This is a genomic window from Streptomyces antnestii, from assembly GCF_004005495.1.
In the GTDB taxonomy this organism is placed as follows: Bacteria; Actinomycetota; Actinomycetes; order Streptomycetales; family Streptomycetaceae; genus Streptomyces; species Streptomyces antnestii.
This window is the reverse complement of sequence record NZ_RZYA01000008.1, coordinates 238,500-254,016: the sequence shown is the minus strand read 5'-3', so window position 1 is coordinate 254,016 and position 15,517 is coordinate 238,500. Positions and strand designations below refer to the sequence as shown.

Genomic DNA, 15,517 nt, shown 5'->3' with positions numbered 1-15,517 from the left:
TCGGTCAGAGAGCACTTGCGGGACCCCTCGTACGACTTCGATGTGGGGCCTGGCTGGCGGCCGTTGGTGCTGGAGTGCCATCAGGCAGTAGTCGCAGAGTTCCCTGAGTATGAGCTTCTGGCTGTGAAGCAGAAGTGGGGGGCTTTGTCTTTCCAGGCGTTTCCGCGGCCTTGGCAGCCCGGAGGCAACTGGACCAATGACGAGTCCGCACGGCTTCACTCTGTGACGGGTGCCTTCGCCGATCGCAGCGAGGTTGTCTGTGAACGGTGCGGTGCGGATGGTGCCCTGCGAGAGGGCAGGCGGATCCACCTGGTGCTATGTGAGACATGCGAGACGATCGTTCCGGAGCATGGCCGCCTCTGAGCGGCGCGGAGTGCTTGCCGGCGCGCGAACCAGAGAAAGCCGTACTCCTGACCAGTGGGGATACACGCTGACCGCTTGATCACTGGGCTGTCTTACGAACAGACTGCACCGGTGAGCTCCGACCTGCCTGCCTTCCGCTACCACTCCGATCCACTCGCCAGCGGGTCCATCCGTGAGAGCGTCGAGACCTGCGCGTGCTGTAGCCGTGCCACGGGATGGATCTACACCGCGACCTTCTACACCGCCCAAGAGGTCAGCGGACGCTTCTGCCCCTGGTGCATCGCCGACGGCAGCGCGGCCGAACGGTTCGCCGGCGAGTTCATGGACTCCTACGGACTCGACGGTGTCAGCGAGGAGATCCTGCACGAGGTCACCCGCCGCACCCCCGGCTTCGACTCCTGGCAGGATCCGCACTGGCTTGTCCACTGCCACGACGCAGCCGCCTTCATCGGAGAGGTCGGCTACAGCGAACTGGCAGCCCAGCCCGAGGCTCTCGACCAACTCAGGCACGACCTGCGCATCGGCGGATGGCACAACGCAGCCCAACTCGAGCAGTTCCTCAGCCACCTCGGCCAAGGCGCCACCGCGATGCTCTTCCGCTGCACCGCCTGCGGCACCCACCTCGCCTACGTCGACTCCTCATAACGGCCATTGCGCTAGGGGTCAGTCCCACCAGAAGTGCCAGCTGTTCATGCCGACAATGCGTTCTGCATAGGCGGCGAGGGTGTAGGGGTTGGAGCCTTGCCAGATGTTGTCCGGGCAGAAGGCGAAGTGTTCGGCGGCGACCTGGAGGGCGCCCTGCGCGCTCGTCGGCGGTGCCGCGATGCTGAGGTGAAGGGTGTCGAAGCCGACGGCTACGACGCGCGCGCCGAAGCGACGTTCCCAGTCGCGCACGACAGCGGAGAACTTGGCCGTGTCATTGTCGTAGTTGACGGGGCCGTCCCAGCCGACGGCCGTCAACGCGTCCGCGCCGCAGGCAGCGACCTCGTGCGGGCCTTGATCGCGAGGGTCAGTCTGTCCCCCTGCTCCTTGGGGAAGTGCTTCTCCATCAACTGCTGCGCCTTGGCCGACTGTGAGTCTCCTCCGGAGAAGTCGTTGTCGGGGGCGGCACCGTAGCCGAAGCCGGCGAACGCCACGGCGATCACACCGACGATCCAGATCAGCAGGACCAGGCGGCGGCGCCGGAAACAGAAGCGGCCAAGGCCCGCCAGTGTCCCGCCCGTGGGGGCGGGTTCGGTTGCCGTCATCGTTTCCGCGGGTCCCTGTCCCGCTCTCACGCGGACGCGCGGAGGTGGGCGGGGCGGTCAGCCGGTGCGGCGGGAGCGGGCCAGGGCCAGCCGGCCGAGGACCACGGCGGTCAGCCCCAGTACCAGCGCCACCGCGCCACCGATCACTCCGTTGCCGGTGCCGGGACCGCCGTCGGCGAGGGCCAGGTTCACCACGCCGACGGCCATGCCGATCAGCCCCGCCCCCAAGGCCACGACGGCCCCCCTTTTCCCGTTGCCGTTGCCGATCCGGCCGGCCGAGCGGGACAGGGCCAGCCCGCCGATGACCACGCCGGCCAGCGCCACCAGCGCGGCTGCGGTGCCCACGAGCCGCCCGGCGGTCAGGTCATAGGCATCGACGGCGAGCGGCTGGACCGCGGAGTGCGCGGCCGCGGGTGCGGCAAGCACGTGACGGACGGACATGTGGTGCTCCTTCTCCTCGTACGACTCCTGCTCCTGGATGTCGCCCGATCCTGTCCGCCGGACCTGCCTCCGGTCGTCCCGCACACGGACGCACTTCGCGCTGCCGCCAGTGGCGTACGCGGCTACCGCGGACGCGGCAGGAGCCGCGCGGGTACCGCCGACGCGGTAGCCGGTCGGTCGTCCACGAGCCGGACTCGCCCGCGGCGACGTCTGGCTAGGGTGCGCGCATGGGCAAACGACGGTTCGGTCTACCGGCTGCTGTCGCGGACGGGTTGATCGCTGTAGGCGTGGCGGCGCTGATGCTGGGCGACGGGTGGTCCGGGGAGCACCCTGGCACGGGGCCCGGCCTGCTCGGCTACGCGCTGCTCGCGGTCGGCGGCCTGGCGCTGGCGGCGCGCCGCAGGGCTCCGGTCGCCGTCCTGGCTGTCACCGGGTTGTGCGCGGTGGGCTACGAGGCGGCCGGGTTCGACGTGCTCACCGTCGCGTACCTGGTCGCGGTGTACGGCGCGGTGCGGGCCGGGCACCGCGTCCTGGCGGTGACGGCGTCCGCGACCCTGCTGGTGGCTCTGCAGCTCACGGCCCTGGTCTTCCGCGACGGGCCCGTGGGCGAGGTGTCGGTGCAGGCCCGCGGCACCCTGGAACTCGCCTGGCTCATCGCCTCCTTCGCCGCTGGGGAGGCGGTACGGCAGGCGGAGCAGCGGGCGGAGGAGGCCGAGCGCACCCGCGAGGAGACCGCGCGGCGCCGTGCCGACGAGGAACGGCTGCGCATCGCCCGGGAACTGCACGACTCACTCACCCACCAGATCTCCGTCATCAAGGTGCAGTCCGAAGTCGCCGTCCACGTGGCCCGCAGACGCGGCGAGAAGGTGCCCGAGGCGCTGCTGGCGATCCAGGAGGCCGGACGGGAGGCGAGCCGGGAGCTGCGCGCGACCCTGGAGGCGCTGCGCAACGACGACACGGCCCCGCCGCGCGGGCTCGCCGACGTACCGGAACTGGTGGAGTGGGTCGGCAGGACCGGTCTGGAGGCGACGCTGACGATCGAGGGGCAGCGGCACGACGTGCCGGCCGCGGTGGGCCGGACCGCCTACCGGATCGTCCAGGAGTCGTTGACCAACATCGTCCGGCACGCCGCCGCCACCACGGCATCGGTCCGGATCGACTACCGGCCCGACGCCCTCGCGCTCCGCATCGACGACGACGGCAAGGCCACGCCGGGCACCACCCCCGTGCCCGGCGTCGGGCTGCTCGGCATGCGCGAACGCGTCACCGCCCTCGGCGGCCTCCTGCGCGCCGAACCGCGCGGCGAGGGCGGCTTCACCGTCCGGGCCGAACTCCCCGTGGAGCGAACGTCGTGATCCGTGTCCTGCTGGTCGACGACCAGCCGCTCATCCGCAGCGGATTCCGCGCACTCCTCGACCTCGAGGACGACATCGAGGTGGTGGCCGAGGCCGCCGACGGCAAGGAGGGCCTGGAGCTCGCCGGGGAACACCTGCCCGACGTCGCGCTCATCGACATCCAGATGCCGGTCGTCGACGGCATCGAGGCGACCCGGCGCATCGCCGCGGACCCGGCCCTGGCCGGGGTGCACGTCGTCATCCTGACCAACTACGGCATGGACGAGTACGTCTTCGACGCGCTGCGCGCCGGCGCCGCGGGATTCCTCGTCAAGGACATCGTCCCGGACGACTTCCTGCACGCCGTCCGCGTGGCCGCACGCGGCGACGCCCTGCTCGCCCCCTCGATCACCCGCAAGCTGATCGACAGGTACGTGTCCCAGCCGCTCGACACCGGCGCCGGGGCGGGGCTCGAAGAGCTGACCGGCCGCGAACGCGAGGCCGTCGCCCTCGTCGCGCGGGGCCTGTCCAACGACGAGATCGCCGGCCGGATGGTGATCAGCCCGATGACCGTGAAAACCCACATCAACCGGGCGATGACGAAACTCCACGCCCGCGACCGAGCACAACTCGTGGTCCTCGCCTATGAATCCGGCCTGGTCACCCCACGCACATCCTGACACTCACGGGCCGCCCGCTTCGCTGCGGATCTGACGGACGTGCTCAGCCTCCGGTGCCGGCATCCTCGTCGAGGCCGGGGGCGCGCCCGGGTACGTCGAGGTTGCGGTGCTTGAGCGGGCAGAGCCGGGTGATGTCCTCGGCCGGGTTCGGTTCGGCCCTCTCCGTGCCACAACATGCCCGTAGGTGCTGTAAACAGCGGTCAGCAGGGGGCGGAGCACTCGCGAGAAAACCCTCCGGGTGAACCACTCCAGGTGGCAGCGGACGTCGAGAAAAATGAAGCCCGGCGGCACGATCTCCCGTTTGCCCGCGCGGGACTTGGGATCACCAATCATCCGGCGGCCGTGTTCGACTCCGGAGCGGCCTGCCGTACCCGTACCCGTACCGAGCCGGTGTCAGGTCGATGTCCGCTCGGCGCAGCTCGGCCAGTTCCTCCGGGCGCATGGAGGCGAAGACACCGAGGAGGACAATCAGCCGCACTCACAGCGTGGTCGTCCGACAGCGAGTACTGAATTGTCAGTGCCGTATCGCACTATCACCTCCATGACCACAGTGCATGGAGTCTCACGAGCACACCTCACTCCAGGCCGTCTACCGCCCGGTCCGCGCCCGCCTCGAAGGCCTCAACGACGGTGAGGTACTTCCGTACCCCGCCGCCGATCGCGCGGCGCGCATCGCCGAGAGGCGCGCGCGAGGCCGTCGTTTGGACGACGCCCGCCACGACCCGCGCGCCCTGGGCTACGCCCGCCGCGTGCTGTCGGGCAACCCGTGCGTTCTGCCTGGTGCTGGTCTCGCGCGGCCCGGCCTGTTCTTGCAGCGATACCTACGTGGTCGTGACGCGCAGGTGCCGCTGCGTGGTCAGAGGGTCTCCAAAGCCTGGAGGGACTCGACGAGAGCGCGGGCTTCGGTGCACAGCGGTTCGAGCTGGTCGATAAGACTCTGCCGGACCTGGTTCTCCGGATTCGTGATGCGCTCGCTGACGCGATCGCGGGACTGTTCGAGCTGCTCCCGGTATTGCGCCAGATTATCCATCAGATGATCGACGGCATCGGTTCCCTGAACACTCGTTGCCAGTGTGAACTGCTCCTTGACTGCATCGACTTCAGCGTCGATCGCGCTGATCCACTCGTCCTGGAGGACTTGCAGGGAACTGATCCGGCTCTTCCGGCGCTGAACTCCCAGGAAGACCAGAGCGGCGACCCCTGCGACAAGACCGGCGGGCGGGAAGAGTGTGCCGGCCGCGGCCAGGCCGTAGAGCCAGCCCCCGCTGGCTGCGACGGGTGTGACGATGCCGACCAGCGCCGCCGCCCGCTGTACCACGTCGTGCCGGGTGGTCGAACGCCGACTCTGCTGGGGAACCGCGAGGCTGTTCACGTCAAGGGTGAAGTCCGGAAGCCGTCCCGCGAGATCCTTGTCGCCGAAAACCTGGTCCACTGCCTGGACCAGGTCCTTCTTGAATCCCTCGAACTCCTCGGTCCACAGCGTCGCCGGACCGGCAGGCCCTTCGATCCAGGTACGGAGCGCCTGGGCCTTCGACACCTGAATCTGGTTCGCCTTGGTAGGCCTGTTGAGGTCCGTGGCCCTGATGACCTCGTCCAGCTCGGCATGCAGATGGGCGGACAAGCGGGTGAAGGGGCGAACGGTCCGCGCGATGCGGTTGTGGAGTTTGCGCTCAAGGTCCTCGCGCATGCGCGGCAATCCAGTGTCGAGGAGCTCCAGCCGCTGCTGCTCACTCTTCAGCAATTCCTTGAGCTCATCGATCTCAAGGCGTTCGTTGCGCAGCCGCACGGCCAGCGCCTGGTGCCGCGGGGCCACGAGGATCCGGGCCTCCGTCGCCACCGCGGCGATGTGCCGGGCACCGGTTCCAGTACTGATCAGGTCCTCGATCGCCTGGCGCAGTGTCTCCATACGACTTTCGGCGCGCTGTCGCTGTGCTGCGACCTCCGCTTCCTCTGCGCTGAGTTTGTCCGCACGTGCTTCCAGAGCGGGGGAGACAGGCAGGAAGCCTTCACCGATGAAGCCGAGATCCGGCCGGTCGTTCGGCAGCGTGAAATTGTCCCGCAGGTAAGTGTTGTTGCGGGCGATCGTCGCCCTCCACTCCGGGATGTTCCGGAGGTCGAGATTGGCTGCCGCGTCGATGGCGGTGACCACCCACACCACCCTCTTCCCCGACAACAGGTAGTGGTCGTACAGGAAGCGGATCAGGTCAAGGTCACGCTCTGAGAGGGTGCGGCTGGCATGCGACACGTACATGAAACAGTCCGCGTCGGCCATCGCGGCCCGAACGATCATGTCGTGAACCGGATTCGGGGACCCATAACCAGGCAGGTCGTAGAGCTTGGCCGGAAGCTTGGCGCCGGCGAGCAAGATCTCGAGTTCGGCCACCTCACGTCCGCGGTGAGGCCTGAGCCGATCGGTCACATCCGCATCCTGCATCGCATACGCCGCAACCACAGAGGGGGCCGGGGAGTTCCCCACCTCCTCCCACCTGTCCTCGCCGGAATCGGTGAAGCGCACCCGCAGATGGCCACTGCCCGAAGCATCGAAGCTGGACTGGTCGTCCACCGGAACCACACTGGCGGGGCACGCGGTGGTGGGAACGGGGGATGAAGGCAGAAGGCCCACGAACTTGTCCGCCGTGTGACCGTCGGCGGTCGGTACCTCGACCAGCTCAAGCCCGCCCTGCAGGCCACTGAGAAGGAAGCTCTTGCCGGACGAGAAGGCACCCAGCAACGCCACGTTGATCAGGGTCGAGGCCGCACGTGTCCTCAGCCGTCTCATCGTGCCCGCATCACCGAGGACCTCCTCCGGCCATTCCGCCGGAGTCTCAGGAGCCGCTGACGCGGCGCGAAGCCACGCCTCGCACCGATCAAGAACAGCGCGCAGCTCGTTACGTACTTCGTCCACGTCCCTTGGCACAGTCACGGCACAGGTATAGCCCAGGTTGGCGAGGTGGCGTGAGCAGTCACGAAACTCCGCAGGTGGAGGCGAGGCCAGCGGGTGGTGCGTGATTGCGGAACACTCGTCAATTCCGCTGTTCCGGGGCATCTGTTCGGGGGCATCGACACTGCGAGGTGGGCGGTCTGTCCGGGACGAGATCAGCGCGATCGTGGTCGGCCATCGAGTATCCGGTGATCTCGCGAGTGGCCAGGTCCAGCCACGAGGCGAGGCAGAGCCAGCAGCCAGCCACTGGGCGTAGGGATGTAAGTGATGTCCCCAATGTACTTCGTTCCGGGGCTGGCGGTGGCGAAGTCCCGGCCGATCAGGTCCGGCGACGGGGCAGCCAGGGTGTGCATCACAGTCACCGGGTGATTCCGGCTGTGGCGTGCTCAGCTGACGGCAGGGAGTTGGCGGGCGAAGCGGCGGACGGCGTCGGTGAAGGCATCGGGGTCGTCGAAGTTCGCGAGGTGCCGTGCCCGCGGGATCAATTCGACGCGAGCGTGCGGATGCGCGCGGGCGAAGTCCGCCTCCTCGGCTCGGAAGACGGCGTCCTTCTCGCCGTTCAGGATGAGGACCGGAGCCTTCACACGACGCATCGCACCCGCGTCGAAGCGTCCGAGTACCTCGTCCCAGGCTGCCGGCAGGGTATGGAAGGCGTAGCCGGAACGGATGGTCGCCTCCACCACTTTCCGCGGGTAGAGCCGCCGCAGCAACCGGTCGTTCCACCGGGCCAGGCGATCCGCAGGTATACGAGGGACCAGCCTGGCGACCCACCGATAGGGCGCTGCCCGGAGGCCGCGGGTGGAGGCACTGGCTCCCGCGAGGATCAGCCCACGCAGTTGTTCCGGACAGCGCCGCGCGAATTCCAGCGAGGCATATCCGCCGAGCGAGTGCCCGACGACCAGAGCCGGCCCACGGTCGAGCGAGTCCACGGCGGAGGCGATGATCTCCGTCGCAGTGCTCAGGCTCCAGGGCTGAGTCGAGCGCTCCCCGTGGCCGGGAAGGTCGACGGCTACTACCGGGAACTCGTCCCGGAGTGCGGCAAGCTGCATGCTCCACTGTCCCGCGCTGAAGCGCGTCCCGTGAACGAAGACTATGGGCACTGCATCCGCTGCCGTCATCAGTCCCCCCCCAGGTGACACCGTCCTCAAGCCGACTCTACCGGCGGGACCTTCCTCGCGATCAAGGGAGATGCCAGAAGGGCCAACTGTGTGGCGCTCAGTCACATGTCTGCGGAGAGGCCACAACAGACGACCTGCTGAAGGAGCACCCGGACCTGGCGCCGTGGCGACCGGCCGTGGCGACCGGCCGTGGGAATCACGCCGCAGCTCACCGACGCCGAGCTGGTCACCCTCGCAATGATGCAGGCCATGCTCGGAACTGGCCCTGCAGGGCACTCAGTTGCTACGGCCGACCCGCAAGGGCGAACGGCAGCGGCCCGGCGGATCCCTCACCTCGTTGCTGGACACGGCGATGAGGCCCAGGGCTTCGGGCAGGTCGAGGCCGTTGATGTACTCGCCGGTGATGAACCTGTGGACCCTCGTGCCCTTGAGGCCGGCCCGGACGAAGTCCCGGGCGGGGTCCGAGGCCGCGTCCCGGGCGCGTTCGTCCAGAACCGGGCGTCCGGGCCGTAGCGGTCCAGCAGGAACCATGCGTCGGCCGGCAGGACGCCGCGCTCCGGCCGGCTCCGCACGGGCCGGTCGTCACACCACTACTCCGCCATGACGGCGAGGGCGGCGGTGCAGCGGCGTCAGGCAGTCGATATGCCGGTCAGGTCTCGATCACGGCATCGCAGTCGGGGCAGATCACAGATGCGTACTCCGCGGGGTACCAGGGCTCCCCAGGGCGCTCGGTGGGCTTCCAGCGGGCCGTCGCCATGGCGAAGGTGTCCTTGCCGCAGAGGGTCCGTGGTCCCGAGACGGCGGGCACCCCAGGGGCGGCGGGGGCCGCGTGCACCCTGTGGACGGGCCGCTCTTCACTACCCGGTACACCCGGGGAGGAAGGCGTGGCCACCGCCTTGTCGAGCTCGTACACGACGACGATGCCGCTCATGCTTCAAGCGTAGTAGGTGGTCGCGTGGCCGAACCAACCGCAGCCTCGAGCCGGATGGCTGTGATCGGCGTGAGAGTACGGCGGGAGCAAGGAGACGGCGTTACCGCGGTGGCCATCGGATGCTCCTGTCAGGCCTCCCCGGCATAGCGCAGCGACCGCGTATCGGGCCCGATGATCCGCGCCCGATCCGCGCCCTGTGTTTTCTGATCCTCAGCACCACCGAACGGTCGGCGATGCGTGAGTTCGGCAGGGCCGATCCGAGCGCGGTGCGGACCGTCTCGGGTCCGGGCCGCGTCGCAGAGGAACACGTCGTGGGCCGGGCCCGGCCCTCCCACGCGGCGTGCAGAAGCGCTTCGAGCTCGGGCTGGGTAACCGGTCGAGGGGCGGAGTAGGGGTGGGCCGGCGCCTCGTCGGCGACGTGGGCAGGTCGGCCTTGCCGACCTCCGGGTCGCGCAGGCCGGTCGGCACGCCGAGTCGGGTGCCGGCCTCCAGGGCCTCCTGGCCATCGGCGGAATACCCGGCAAACCGGCACTCCTCACACGACTCACACGCAAACCAGCTCCTGCATCTGGCTGATTTCGATCGATCACTCGCCGGCTCTTGACGCCCACGTTTCGGCAGAGCAACATCCTCCCGCACTTAGTGAGAGAACTTATCAGAGAATGAGAAGGAGATGGGATGCGGGTAGGCATTTTGGGCTTGGGTGAAGCGGGTGCGCTGTATGCGACCGGGTTCGCGGAACACGGCTGGGAGGTGATCGGGTTCGACCCGGGGGACGTACCCACCCCGGCCGGTGCCGAGCGCGCGGACACGGCCGGCGAAGCGGTCCAGGACTGCGACCTGGTGCTGAGCCTCACGGGGGCGAAGGCGGCGGAGGCCGTCGCGCGGGAGGTCGCCGGGCAGCTGAAGGCGACGGCGGTGTACGCGGACATGAACGCGGGCGCGCCCGAACTGAAGCGGCAGATCGCCACGACCGTCGCCCGTACCTCGCAGGCAGTCTTCGCGGACGTCGCGGTCATCGGATCCGTACCGAAGTACCGCCATCGCACCGCTCTGGTGGCGAGCGGATCCGGAGCCTCCGCCATCGCCGACCATTTCGGGACACTGGGCGCCCAAGTGGAGAACCTCGGGGCCGAGCCCGGCGCGGCGTCCTTGCGCAAGCTGCTGCGCAGTCTGTTCATGAAGGGCCTCGGCGCCGTCATCGTCGAGGCCGTCGACGCGGGCCGGGCGGCCGGCGACGAAGTGTGGGTGCGCGAACAGATCGCCAAGGAACTCGTCGACGGGGAGAGCGCGCTGGAGCGCCTGTACGAGGGGACGTTCAAGCACGCCGACCGGCGCGGCCGAGAGGTCGCCGCAGCCGCCCAACTGGTGGCGGAACTCGGCCTCGACGCAGGCCTTGCTCGCGAGATCAGCCAGTTGCACTTCCTGGCCGGACGCACGGAGGGCCTGCGCGACACCAGCCGGGTTACGCCTGAGCTCGTGACTGCGTACCAGGGCCTGCCCACGGCGAACATTGGCGACGCCACCGAGCGGCTCGGACTGCTCGACTCCGGGATCAGCGCGCTGTGGCCGGGTGCCCGGGCGGTGGGCCGCGCATTGACGGTGTGGACGCGGGCCGGTGACAATCAGGCCCTCCACCAGGCCATCAAGCGCGCCGAACCCGGCGACGTCCTGGTCGTCAACGGTGAGGGCGACGTGTCCCGCGCACTCATCGGCGAGCTGATCGCCGAGCGCGCCCGGGCCGCCGGCGTGGTCGGCATCGTGCTGGACGGCGCCGCCCGCGACGTCGAGACCCTCGCCGAGATGGGCTTCCCGGTGTGGGCCCGCGCCGTCACCCCGGCCGGCCCCTACAAGTTCGGCCCCGGCAGGGTCGGGGTCCCGGTGGCCGTCGGCGGAGTCGTCTGCCGGACCGGCGACCTGGTCGCCGCGGACGGGGACGGGGTCGCGATCGTCCCCGCCGACCGCGCGGCGGTCGTACTCGCCGCCGCCCGCGAGGTGGAGGCCGAGGAAGCACGGCGGCGCGCCGACATCCGCGCCGCGGCCACCACCGTCATGCCAGGAGGAGCATCGTGACCGCCGTCTGGGCGCTGGGCTGCTACATAGCGGCCATCATCGTGTGGAACGCCGTGCTCAAGCGCAACATCGGCGAGGCTCTGATCGTCGGCTTCCTGGTCACCGGTCTGTTCGCCGGCGGCGGCATCGGGCACGCCATGTGGGCCGGATTCGCCGAGGCCATGCAGGAGGAGGTCACGTTCGCGGCTCTCGCGTTCGTGTTCATGAGCTACCTCCTCGCCCGCACCCCTGTCCTCGACCACCTGCTGAGCATCCTCAACTCCCTGCTCGGGAGGTTGCGCGGTGGTCCCGTCTACACCTCCACGCTCGCGGCCGGGATCTTCGGCGCGATCGCGCACGTCGGCGCGGCCGTGACCGCGGCGGTCGGCTCTGTGACGATCCCGTGGATGAAGCGCTCGAAGGTCAGCGGCGAACTCGCCGCCACCGTGGCTGCCGGCGGTGCGGGCATGGGCGTGACGTTCCCCTTCAGCTCCACCATGTTCATCCTCATGGGCACGGCCGGAATGGCGTCGCTGGCCACCACCGACGACATCGTGCTGCCGCTGTTCCTGGGCGGTCTGTGGTGCCTGGGCTACCGGATGGTCGCGGCGTTCGTCATGGTGCGCCGTCACCGGATCCAGTCGATGGACGCTGCGGATCTGATGCCTCTGCGCACCAGTCTGAGTGCGGGCTGGACCAGCCTGTTCCTGTTCGGGGCGATCGCCGTGCCGCTTCTCCTCACCCGCGGGCCCACCGGAGGCGCGCTGGGCGAGTGGGTCGGCACGAAGATGTCGGACGCCATCAGCCTGATCACCTGGATCCCGGTGCTGCTGATCGCGACGGTGCTCGTGCTCGGCCGGCGTCATCTGCCGCGCTCCCCGCGTCAGTGGCGGCAGGTCCTGGACGGCGCCGCCCCTCAGTTCGGAGTCATCGGCGTCACCATCGTGGCCGCCTTCTCCGCTTCCAACGTGCTCGGTGAGCTGGGGCTGCCGCAGCAGCTGACCGATCTGCTGGCCGGAATCGACGCCCCGCTGTGGGCCATGGCCCTGATCGTCGGCGTCCTGGTGGTCGGCGTCGCCATCCCGCTCACCGCCAGCGCCACCATGGCCGCCATCGGCCCTGTGGCGGTGACTTCCCTGGTCGGTGCCGGGGTGCCGCCCGCCACCGCGTGCGTCGCCGTCCTCATCTTCGCCTCGACCGAGGGCGCCTCGCCCCCGTCCGGAGCGCCGATCTACGTCGCCAGCGGCATCGCCGGCGTGGATCCGTCCCGTACCTTCCTGCCCCTGGTCGCCTACTACTGCCTGCCCATCCTGCTGATCGGCGCCGGGGTGGCCACCGGCCTTCTGCCCGTATGAACGCCCCGCGAGTGAACGCCCCACGAGTCAACGCCCCACGAGAGAAAGGCACTGCCATGGCTTCCCGCCTGCTGCAGCCCCTCTTCCGGCTCAGCATCGTCGTCTTCCTGCTCGGCGGCACGCTGATCGTCCTCGGCCAGGCTGTCGGCGTCGCACTCGGCGACGCCCACTGGGTGGCCCAGACAGCCGCCGTCCTTCAGCCGACGACCTGCATCGCCGCGAGCATCAGCGGCATCCTCTCGTTCGCCCTGTCCTACGGGCCGGCCGGGGGGTCGGCTGCGGCGGGCTCCCCGGTGTCCGAGCACACGGCCGCCACGGGCCCCGTCCAGTAACCCCGCTCCCGCTGACCCGGCGCCTCCTGGATGGATCTCATGTGCGATCCACTTCTTGCTCGCAGGATGATAAGTCTTATCGAGACACGTCCTGCCGAGCAGACCATCCAGGAGCTCCCATGGCCACCGCCCCCGCCGCCCCCGCCTCCGCCATGCGGTCCCTCGACCGGGCCTTCGACGTCCTGGGCGTCCTGGAGGACACCCGGCAGCCGCTCCGTCTGAGCGAGGTCGCACGCCGCGCGGACCTGCACGTCGCCACCACCCAGCGCATCCTGAACGTGCTCATCGACCGGGGTTACGCGGCCAAGGACGAGACCGGCTACGTCGCCGGACCGGCGGCCGTGGCCACCGCACACGCCTTCCTCGTCAACAACCGCCTCAGCCAGGTCGCGCTCCCCGTACTCCAGGAACTCGCCGCCACCGTCGGCCAGGCTGCCAGCCTCTACGTCCGCGTCGGCCTCTCCCGTGTCCTCATCGCCCGTGTCCAGAGCCGCAACCCCTTGCGCTACCAGCTCCCCATCGGCGAGAAGCTGCCCCTGCACCTCGGAGCCGGCAAGGCGCTGGCCGCCTGGCTGCCGGAGTCCGAACTGGCCGCCCTCGTCGACCAGGTCACCCCCTTCACCCGGATCTCGGGCGAACACGTCACCGCCGAGGACCTGACGGCCGATCTGCGCCGGGTCCGGCAGGACGGGTACGCCCTGTCGGTCAGCGAACGCGTCCTCGACGTCACCGCCGTCAGCGCCCCCGTCCGCCGTGGCGACGACGTGCTCGGCGCCCTCAGCATCACGGGTACCGGCAGCGAACTCACCAAAGCCGACCACACACGCCTCATCGGCGAGGTCCGCAGGGCAGCCGACGAGATCGCCGCCCGCTGCCCCTGACAGAAAGCAGCCCCACCACTCATGCCTCTGCCCACCTACGAACAGCTTGCCCGGCGCACCGACGCGCCCGCGGGATCGAGCTGGTACCTCTTCGCGGACCACCCCGAACGCGGCATGGCGAACTTCGCCGGCCCGCATCAACTACGCCGCGCCGCCGACAGCGTGACCCAGGGCCTTGCCTTCAACCTGGACTACTCGCTGGACGCCTTCGACCCGCCCATGTCCAAGGCCCGTGGTGTCCCCCGGCACCACATCACCGCCAAACACGACCAGGCCCGCGACGACCACCTGGACAACTTCCACCTCCAGGCAAGCACCCAGATCGACGGACTCCGCCACCGACGCGCCTCCGGCCACGGCTTCTACAACGGCGTACCCGACGACGAGATCGCACCCCGCAGTCCTCGCCTCGGCGTCCAGCTGTGGGCCGAACTACCGCTGGCCGGCCGCGGCTTGCTCATCGACATCGACGGACTGCTCCGCGACCGCGGCACCCCGCTCTCCCACGCCGACGCCCCCGCCCTCACCACCGACCATCTCGACGACGCCCTGGCCGCCCAGGGCTGCCGGCTCGAACCGGGCGACCTGATCATGGTTCACACCGGCTGGGCCGACTGGTACCTGAACGCGACCCCCGACCAGCGAGCCGAGACCCGCGCCCGGCGCCGTGCGACCGGATTCGCACAGAGCCGCGCGTTCGCCGCCTGGTGCTGGGACCACCGCATCGCTCTGATGGCCACCGACACCTTCGCGGTCGAGGTCCTGCCCGTCGTCCCCGCGGGCGACTTCCACGACAGCGCACCCGAGGACGGCGGCATGATGCACCAGGAACTGATCGCGAAACTCGGCCTCCCACTCGGCGAACTGTGGAACCTCACCGCACTCGCCCAGGACTGCCGCGCCACCGGCCGTTGGGACAGCCTCGTCACGGTGAAGCCCCTCAACCTGACCGGCGGAGTCGGATCCCCCGCCAACGCCACCGCCCTGCGCTGACCACCGCCCCGACTGTCGCGGCCCCCGGCACGTCAACATCGCAGGGCCCCGGACATGCCCGGACATGCCCCGTTCAGAAGGCGACCGCGCCCACATCGCCATCGTTCGGAACTCTTCCGGATAAGGCTTGGGCGCAGCGGAGTCTTCTTGGGCACGGTGCCCGTCCTCCCCGCCAACTCACAACGGAGCGGCAGAGAAGTCGGAACGGTTCAACTCGTGCGGAGCACGTCACGTGTGGCGTGGCGGAGTGCGGCGACGTAGGGGTGTTCGCGTTTCGACAGCAAAACCACGCCTGAGACGTGGCTGGTGCAAGAGGCCATCGCCCAGCAGCCCGGCACCTCCAGCGGAAGCGTGCAAAGCGCCTACCAGCTGTTCAACGGGCTGGTGGACGAGCTCAAGGCGTGCAAGAACACCCCCGGCGCGGCTTTCGAGATCACCAAGGAAACCGCGACCACAGCGGCCGCCACCGTCACCTTCCACGACCAGATCCCCGGCACCGCGAAACTCGTCCTGAACGAGTACCTCGCCGTGGAGAAGAACAGCGTTGTGGAACTCGCCGTGTGGAAGGCAACAGACCCGGACGGCAACACCAACCACGTCGACTGGACCGCACCGGACGGCGACGCCGTCCTGGACGGAATGACCGCACCCATCCGCTGACCACCAGATCGCCGCAACACCCAAGGGCCCCCGCCGGACCAATGGTCTGGCGGGGGCCTCCTCGTGCATGATGCGCTTCCCTGCCGCTCCCCGGCGTCCAAGGACATCGATCAACGAGTACGAGGGAGCGGCGCCCGACCGGCGCCTGCTCGACACAACTGGCTGCCGTCCGGGCCCCATAGGAAGGGA

Annotated in this window: 15 protein-coding genes and 2 pseudogenes; 10 read left to right on the top strand and 7 right to left on the bottom strand. The window is 69.4% G+C overall.

All coding sequences use genetic code 11. The features are described from left to right. The first annotated feature begins 474 nt into the window (after window positions 1-474). The gene (locus EOT10_RS19325) at window positions 475-1,008 is read left to right on the top strand and encodes a CbrC family protein (protein ID WP_127829472.1); all 534 of its coding nucleotides are present in this window, start codon (window positions 475-477) and stop codon (window positions 1,006-1,008) included. 18 nt (window positions 1,009-1,026) lie between these two features. On the opposite strand, the pseudogene EOT10_RS19320 reads toward EOT10_RS19325, so the two are convergent. From EOT10_RS19320 to EOT10_RS19310, 3 genes and pseudogenes are all read right to left on the bottom strand, one after another. After that, window positions 1,027-1,344 (bottom strand): annotated as a pseudogene (locus EOT10_RS19320) (DUF4253 domain-containing protein); the annotation flags it as partial. Further along, on the bottom strand, window positions 1,320-1,610 hold the full coding sequence (locus EOT10_RS19315; RefSeq protein WP_223281078.1) for a hypothetical protein: 291 nt from the start codon (window positions 1,608-1,610) through the stop codon (window positions 1,320-1,322). The pseudogene EOT10_RS19320 and the gene EOT10_RS19315, both read right to left, overlap by 25 nt. Before the next feature lie 57 nt (window positions 1,611-1,667). Next, window positions 1,668-2,051 carry a DUF6223 family protein gene (locus EOT10_RS19310; RefSeq protein WP_127829471.1) on the bottom strand — a complete coding sequence of 128 codons (384 nt, stop codon included), beginning with the start codon at window positions 2,049-2,051 and terminating at the stop codon, window positions 1,668-1,670. A 227-nt stretch (window positions 2,052-2,278) separates the two neighbouring features. On the opposite strand from EOT10_RS19310, the gene EOT10_RS19305 reads away from it, so the two are divergent. Both EOT10_RS19305 and EOT10_RS19300 read left to right on the top strand, forming a co-directional pair. Continuing rightward, a complete protein-coding gene (locus EOT10_RS19305; protein ID WP_127829470.1) occupies window positions 2,279-3,406 on the top strand; it encodes a sensor histidine kinase in 1,128 nt (375 codons plus the stop codon). Then, window positions 3,403-4,065 (top strand): response regulator, encoded by a 663-nt coding sequence (locus EOT10_RS19300; protein WP_127829469.1) that lies wholly within the window; start codon window positions 3,403-3,405, stop codon window positions 4,063-4,065. The genes EOT10_RS19305 and EOT10_RS19300 overlap by 4 nt, the downstream gene beginning before the upstream one ends. An 856-nt stretch (window positions 4,066-4,921) precedes the next feature. Here the strand turns inward: EOT10_RS19300 and EOT10_RS19290 are convergent. Then, window positions 4,922-6,970 carry a dynamin family protein gene (locus EOT10_RS19290; protein WP_189491778.1) on the bottom strand — a complete coding sequence of 683 codons (2,049 nt, stop codon included), beginning with the start codon at window positions 6,968-6,970 and terminating at the stop codon, window positions 4,922-4,924. Between the two features lie 422 nt (window positions 6,971-7,392). Then, the gene (locus EOT10_RS19285; protein ID WP_127829467.1) at window positions 7,393-8,124 is read right to left on the bottom strand and encodes an alpha/beta fold hydrolase; all 732 of its coding nucleotides are present in this window, start codon (window positions 8,122-8,124) and stop codon (window positions 7,393-7,395) included. A 134-nt stretch (window positions 8,125-8,258) separates the two neighbouring features. On the opposite strand from EOT10_RS19285, the pseudogene EOT10_RS42875 reads away from it, so the two are divergent. Beyond that, window positions 8,259-8,382, top strand: a pseudogene (locus tag EOT10_RS42875) (IS982 family transposase); the annotation flags it as partial. Between the two features lie 18 nt (window positions 8,383-8,400). Here EOT10_RS42875 and EOT10_RS41340 read toward each other — a convergent pair. Both EOT10_RS41340 and EOT10_RS19280 read right to left on the bottom strand, forming a co-directional pair. After that, window positions 8,401-8,655, bottom strand: a complete 255-nt coding sequence (locus EOT10_RS41340) for a hypothetical protein (protein ID WP_189491775.1) — start codon at window positions 8,653-8,655, stop codon at window positions 8,401-8,403. A 118-nt stretch (window positions 8,656-8,773) separates the two neighbouring features. Further along, entirely contained in the window at window positions 8,774-9,055 is a 282-nt protein-coding gene (locus EOT10_RS19280) for a hypothetical protein (protein ID WP_127829466.1), read from the bottom strand. A gap of 678 nt (window positions 9,056-9,733) precedes the next feature. Between EOT10_RS19280 and EOT10_RS19275 the strand changes: the two genes are divergently transcribed. The 6 genes from EOT10_RS19275 (at window position 9,734) to EOT10_RS19250 (ending at window position 15,328) form a co-directional block, all read left to right on the top strand. Continuing rightward, the gene (locus EOT10_RS19275) at window positions 9,734-11,128 is read left to right on the top strand and encodes an RraA family protein (RefSeq protein WP_127829465.1); all 1,395 of its coding nucleotides are present in this window, start codon (window positions 9,734-9,736) and stop codon (window positions 11,126-11,128) included. Then, entirely contained in the window at window positions 11,125-12,462 is a 1,338-nt protein-coding gene (locus EOT10_RS19270; protein ID WP_127829464.1) for a TRAP transporter large permease subunit, read from the top strand. The genes EOT10_RS19275 and EOT10_RS19270 overlap by 4 nt, the downstream gene beginning before the upstream one ends. A 56-nt stretch (window positions 12,463-12,518) precedes the next feature. Further along, a complete protein-coding gene (locus EOT10_RS19265) occupies window positions 12,519-12,794 on the top strand; it encodes a hypothetical protein (RefSeq protein ID WP_189491772.1) in 276 nt (91 codons plus the stop codon). 119 nt (window positions 12,795-12,913) lie between these two features. Then, a complete protein-coding gene (locus EOT10_RS19260) occupies window positions 12,914-13,675 on the top strand; it encodes an IclR family transcriptional regulator (protein ID WP_127829463.1) in 762 nt (253 codons plus the stop codon). A 21-nt stretch (window positions 13,676-13,696) separates the two neighbouring features. Then, window positions 13,697-14,668, top strand: coding sequence for a cyclase family protein (locus EOT10_RS19255; protein ID WP_189491769.1), 972 nt, complete (start codon window positions 13,697-13,699; stop codon window positions 14,666-14,668). Window positions 14,669-14,974: 306 nt separating this feature from the next. Next, complete coding sequence (locus EOT10_RS19250; RefSeq protein ID WP_127829462.1) at window positions 14,975-15,328, top strand: hypothetical protein; 354 nt, start codon at window positions 14,975-14,977, stop codon at window positions 15,326-15,328. Window positions 15,329-15,517: the final 189 nt, after the last annotated feature.

Coding starts and splice junctions, on each gene's coding strand:
- EOT10_RS19315 (WP_223281078.1), bottom strand. CDS start 1,610: ATGACGGCAACCGAACCCGCCCCCACGGGCGGGACACTGGCGGGCCTT.
- EOT10_RS19310 (WP_127829471.1), bottom strand. CDS start 2,051: ATGTCCGTCCGTCACGTGCTTGCCGCACCCGCGGCCGCGCACTCCGCG.
- EOT10_RS19305 (WP_127829470.1), top strand. CDS start 2,279: ATGGGCAAACGACGGTTCGGTCTACCGGCTGCTGTCGCGGACGGGTTG.
- EOT10_RS19285 (WP_127829467.1), bottom strand. CDS start 8,124: ATGACGGCAGCGGATGCAGTGCCCATAGTCTTCGTTCACGGGACGCGC.
- EOT10_RS41340 (WP_189491775.1), bottom strand. CDS start 8,655: ATGGTTCCTGCTGGACCGCTACGGCCCGGACGCCCGGTTCTGGACGAA.
- EOT10_RS19280 (WP_127829466.1), bottom strand. CDS start 9,055: ATGAGCGGCATCGTCGTCGTGTACGAGCTCGACAAGGCGGTGGCCACG.
- EOT10_RS19275 (WP_127829465.1), top strand. CDS start 9,734: ATGCGGGTAGGCATTTTGGGCTTGGGTGAAGCGGGTGCGCTGTATGCG.
- EOT10_RS19265 (WP_189491772.1), top strand. CDS start 12,519: ATGGCTTCCCGCCTGCTGCAGCCCCTCTTCCGGCTCAGCATCGTCGTC.
- EOT10_RS19260 (WP_127829463.1), top strand. CDS start 12,914: ATGGCCACCGCCCCCGCCGCCCCCGCCTCCGCCATGCGGTCCCTCGAC.
- EOT10_RS19255 (WP_189491769.1), top strand. CDS start 13,697: ATGCCTCTGCCCACCTACGAACAGCTTGCCCGGCGCACCGACGCGCCC.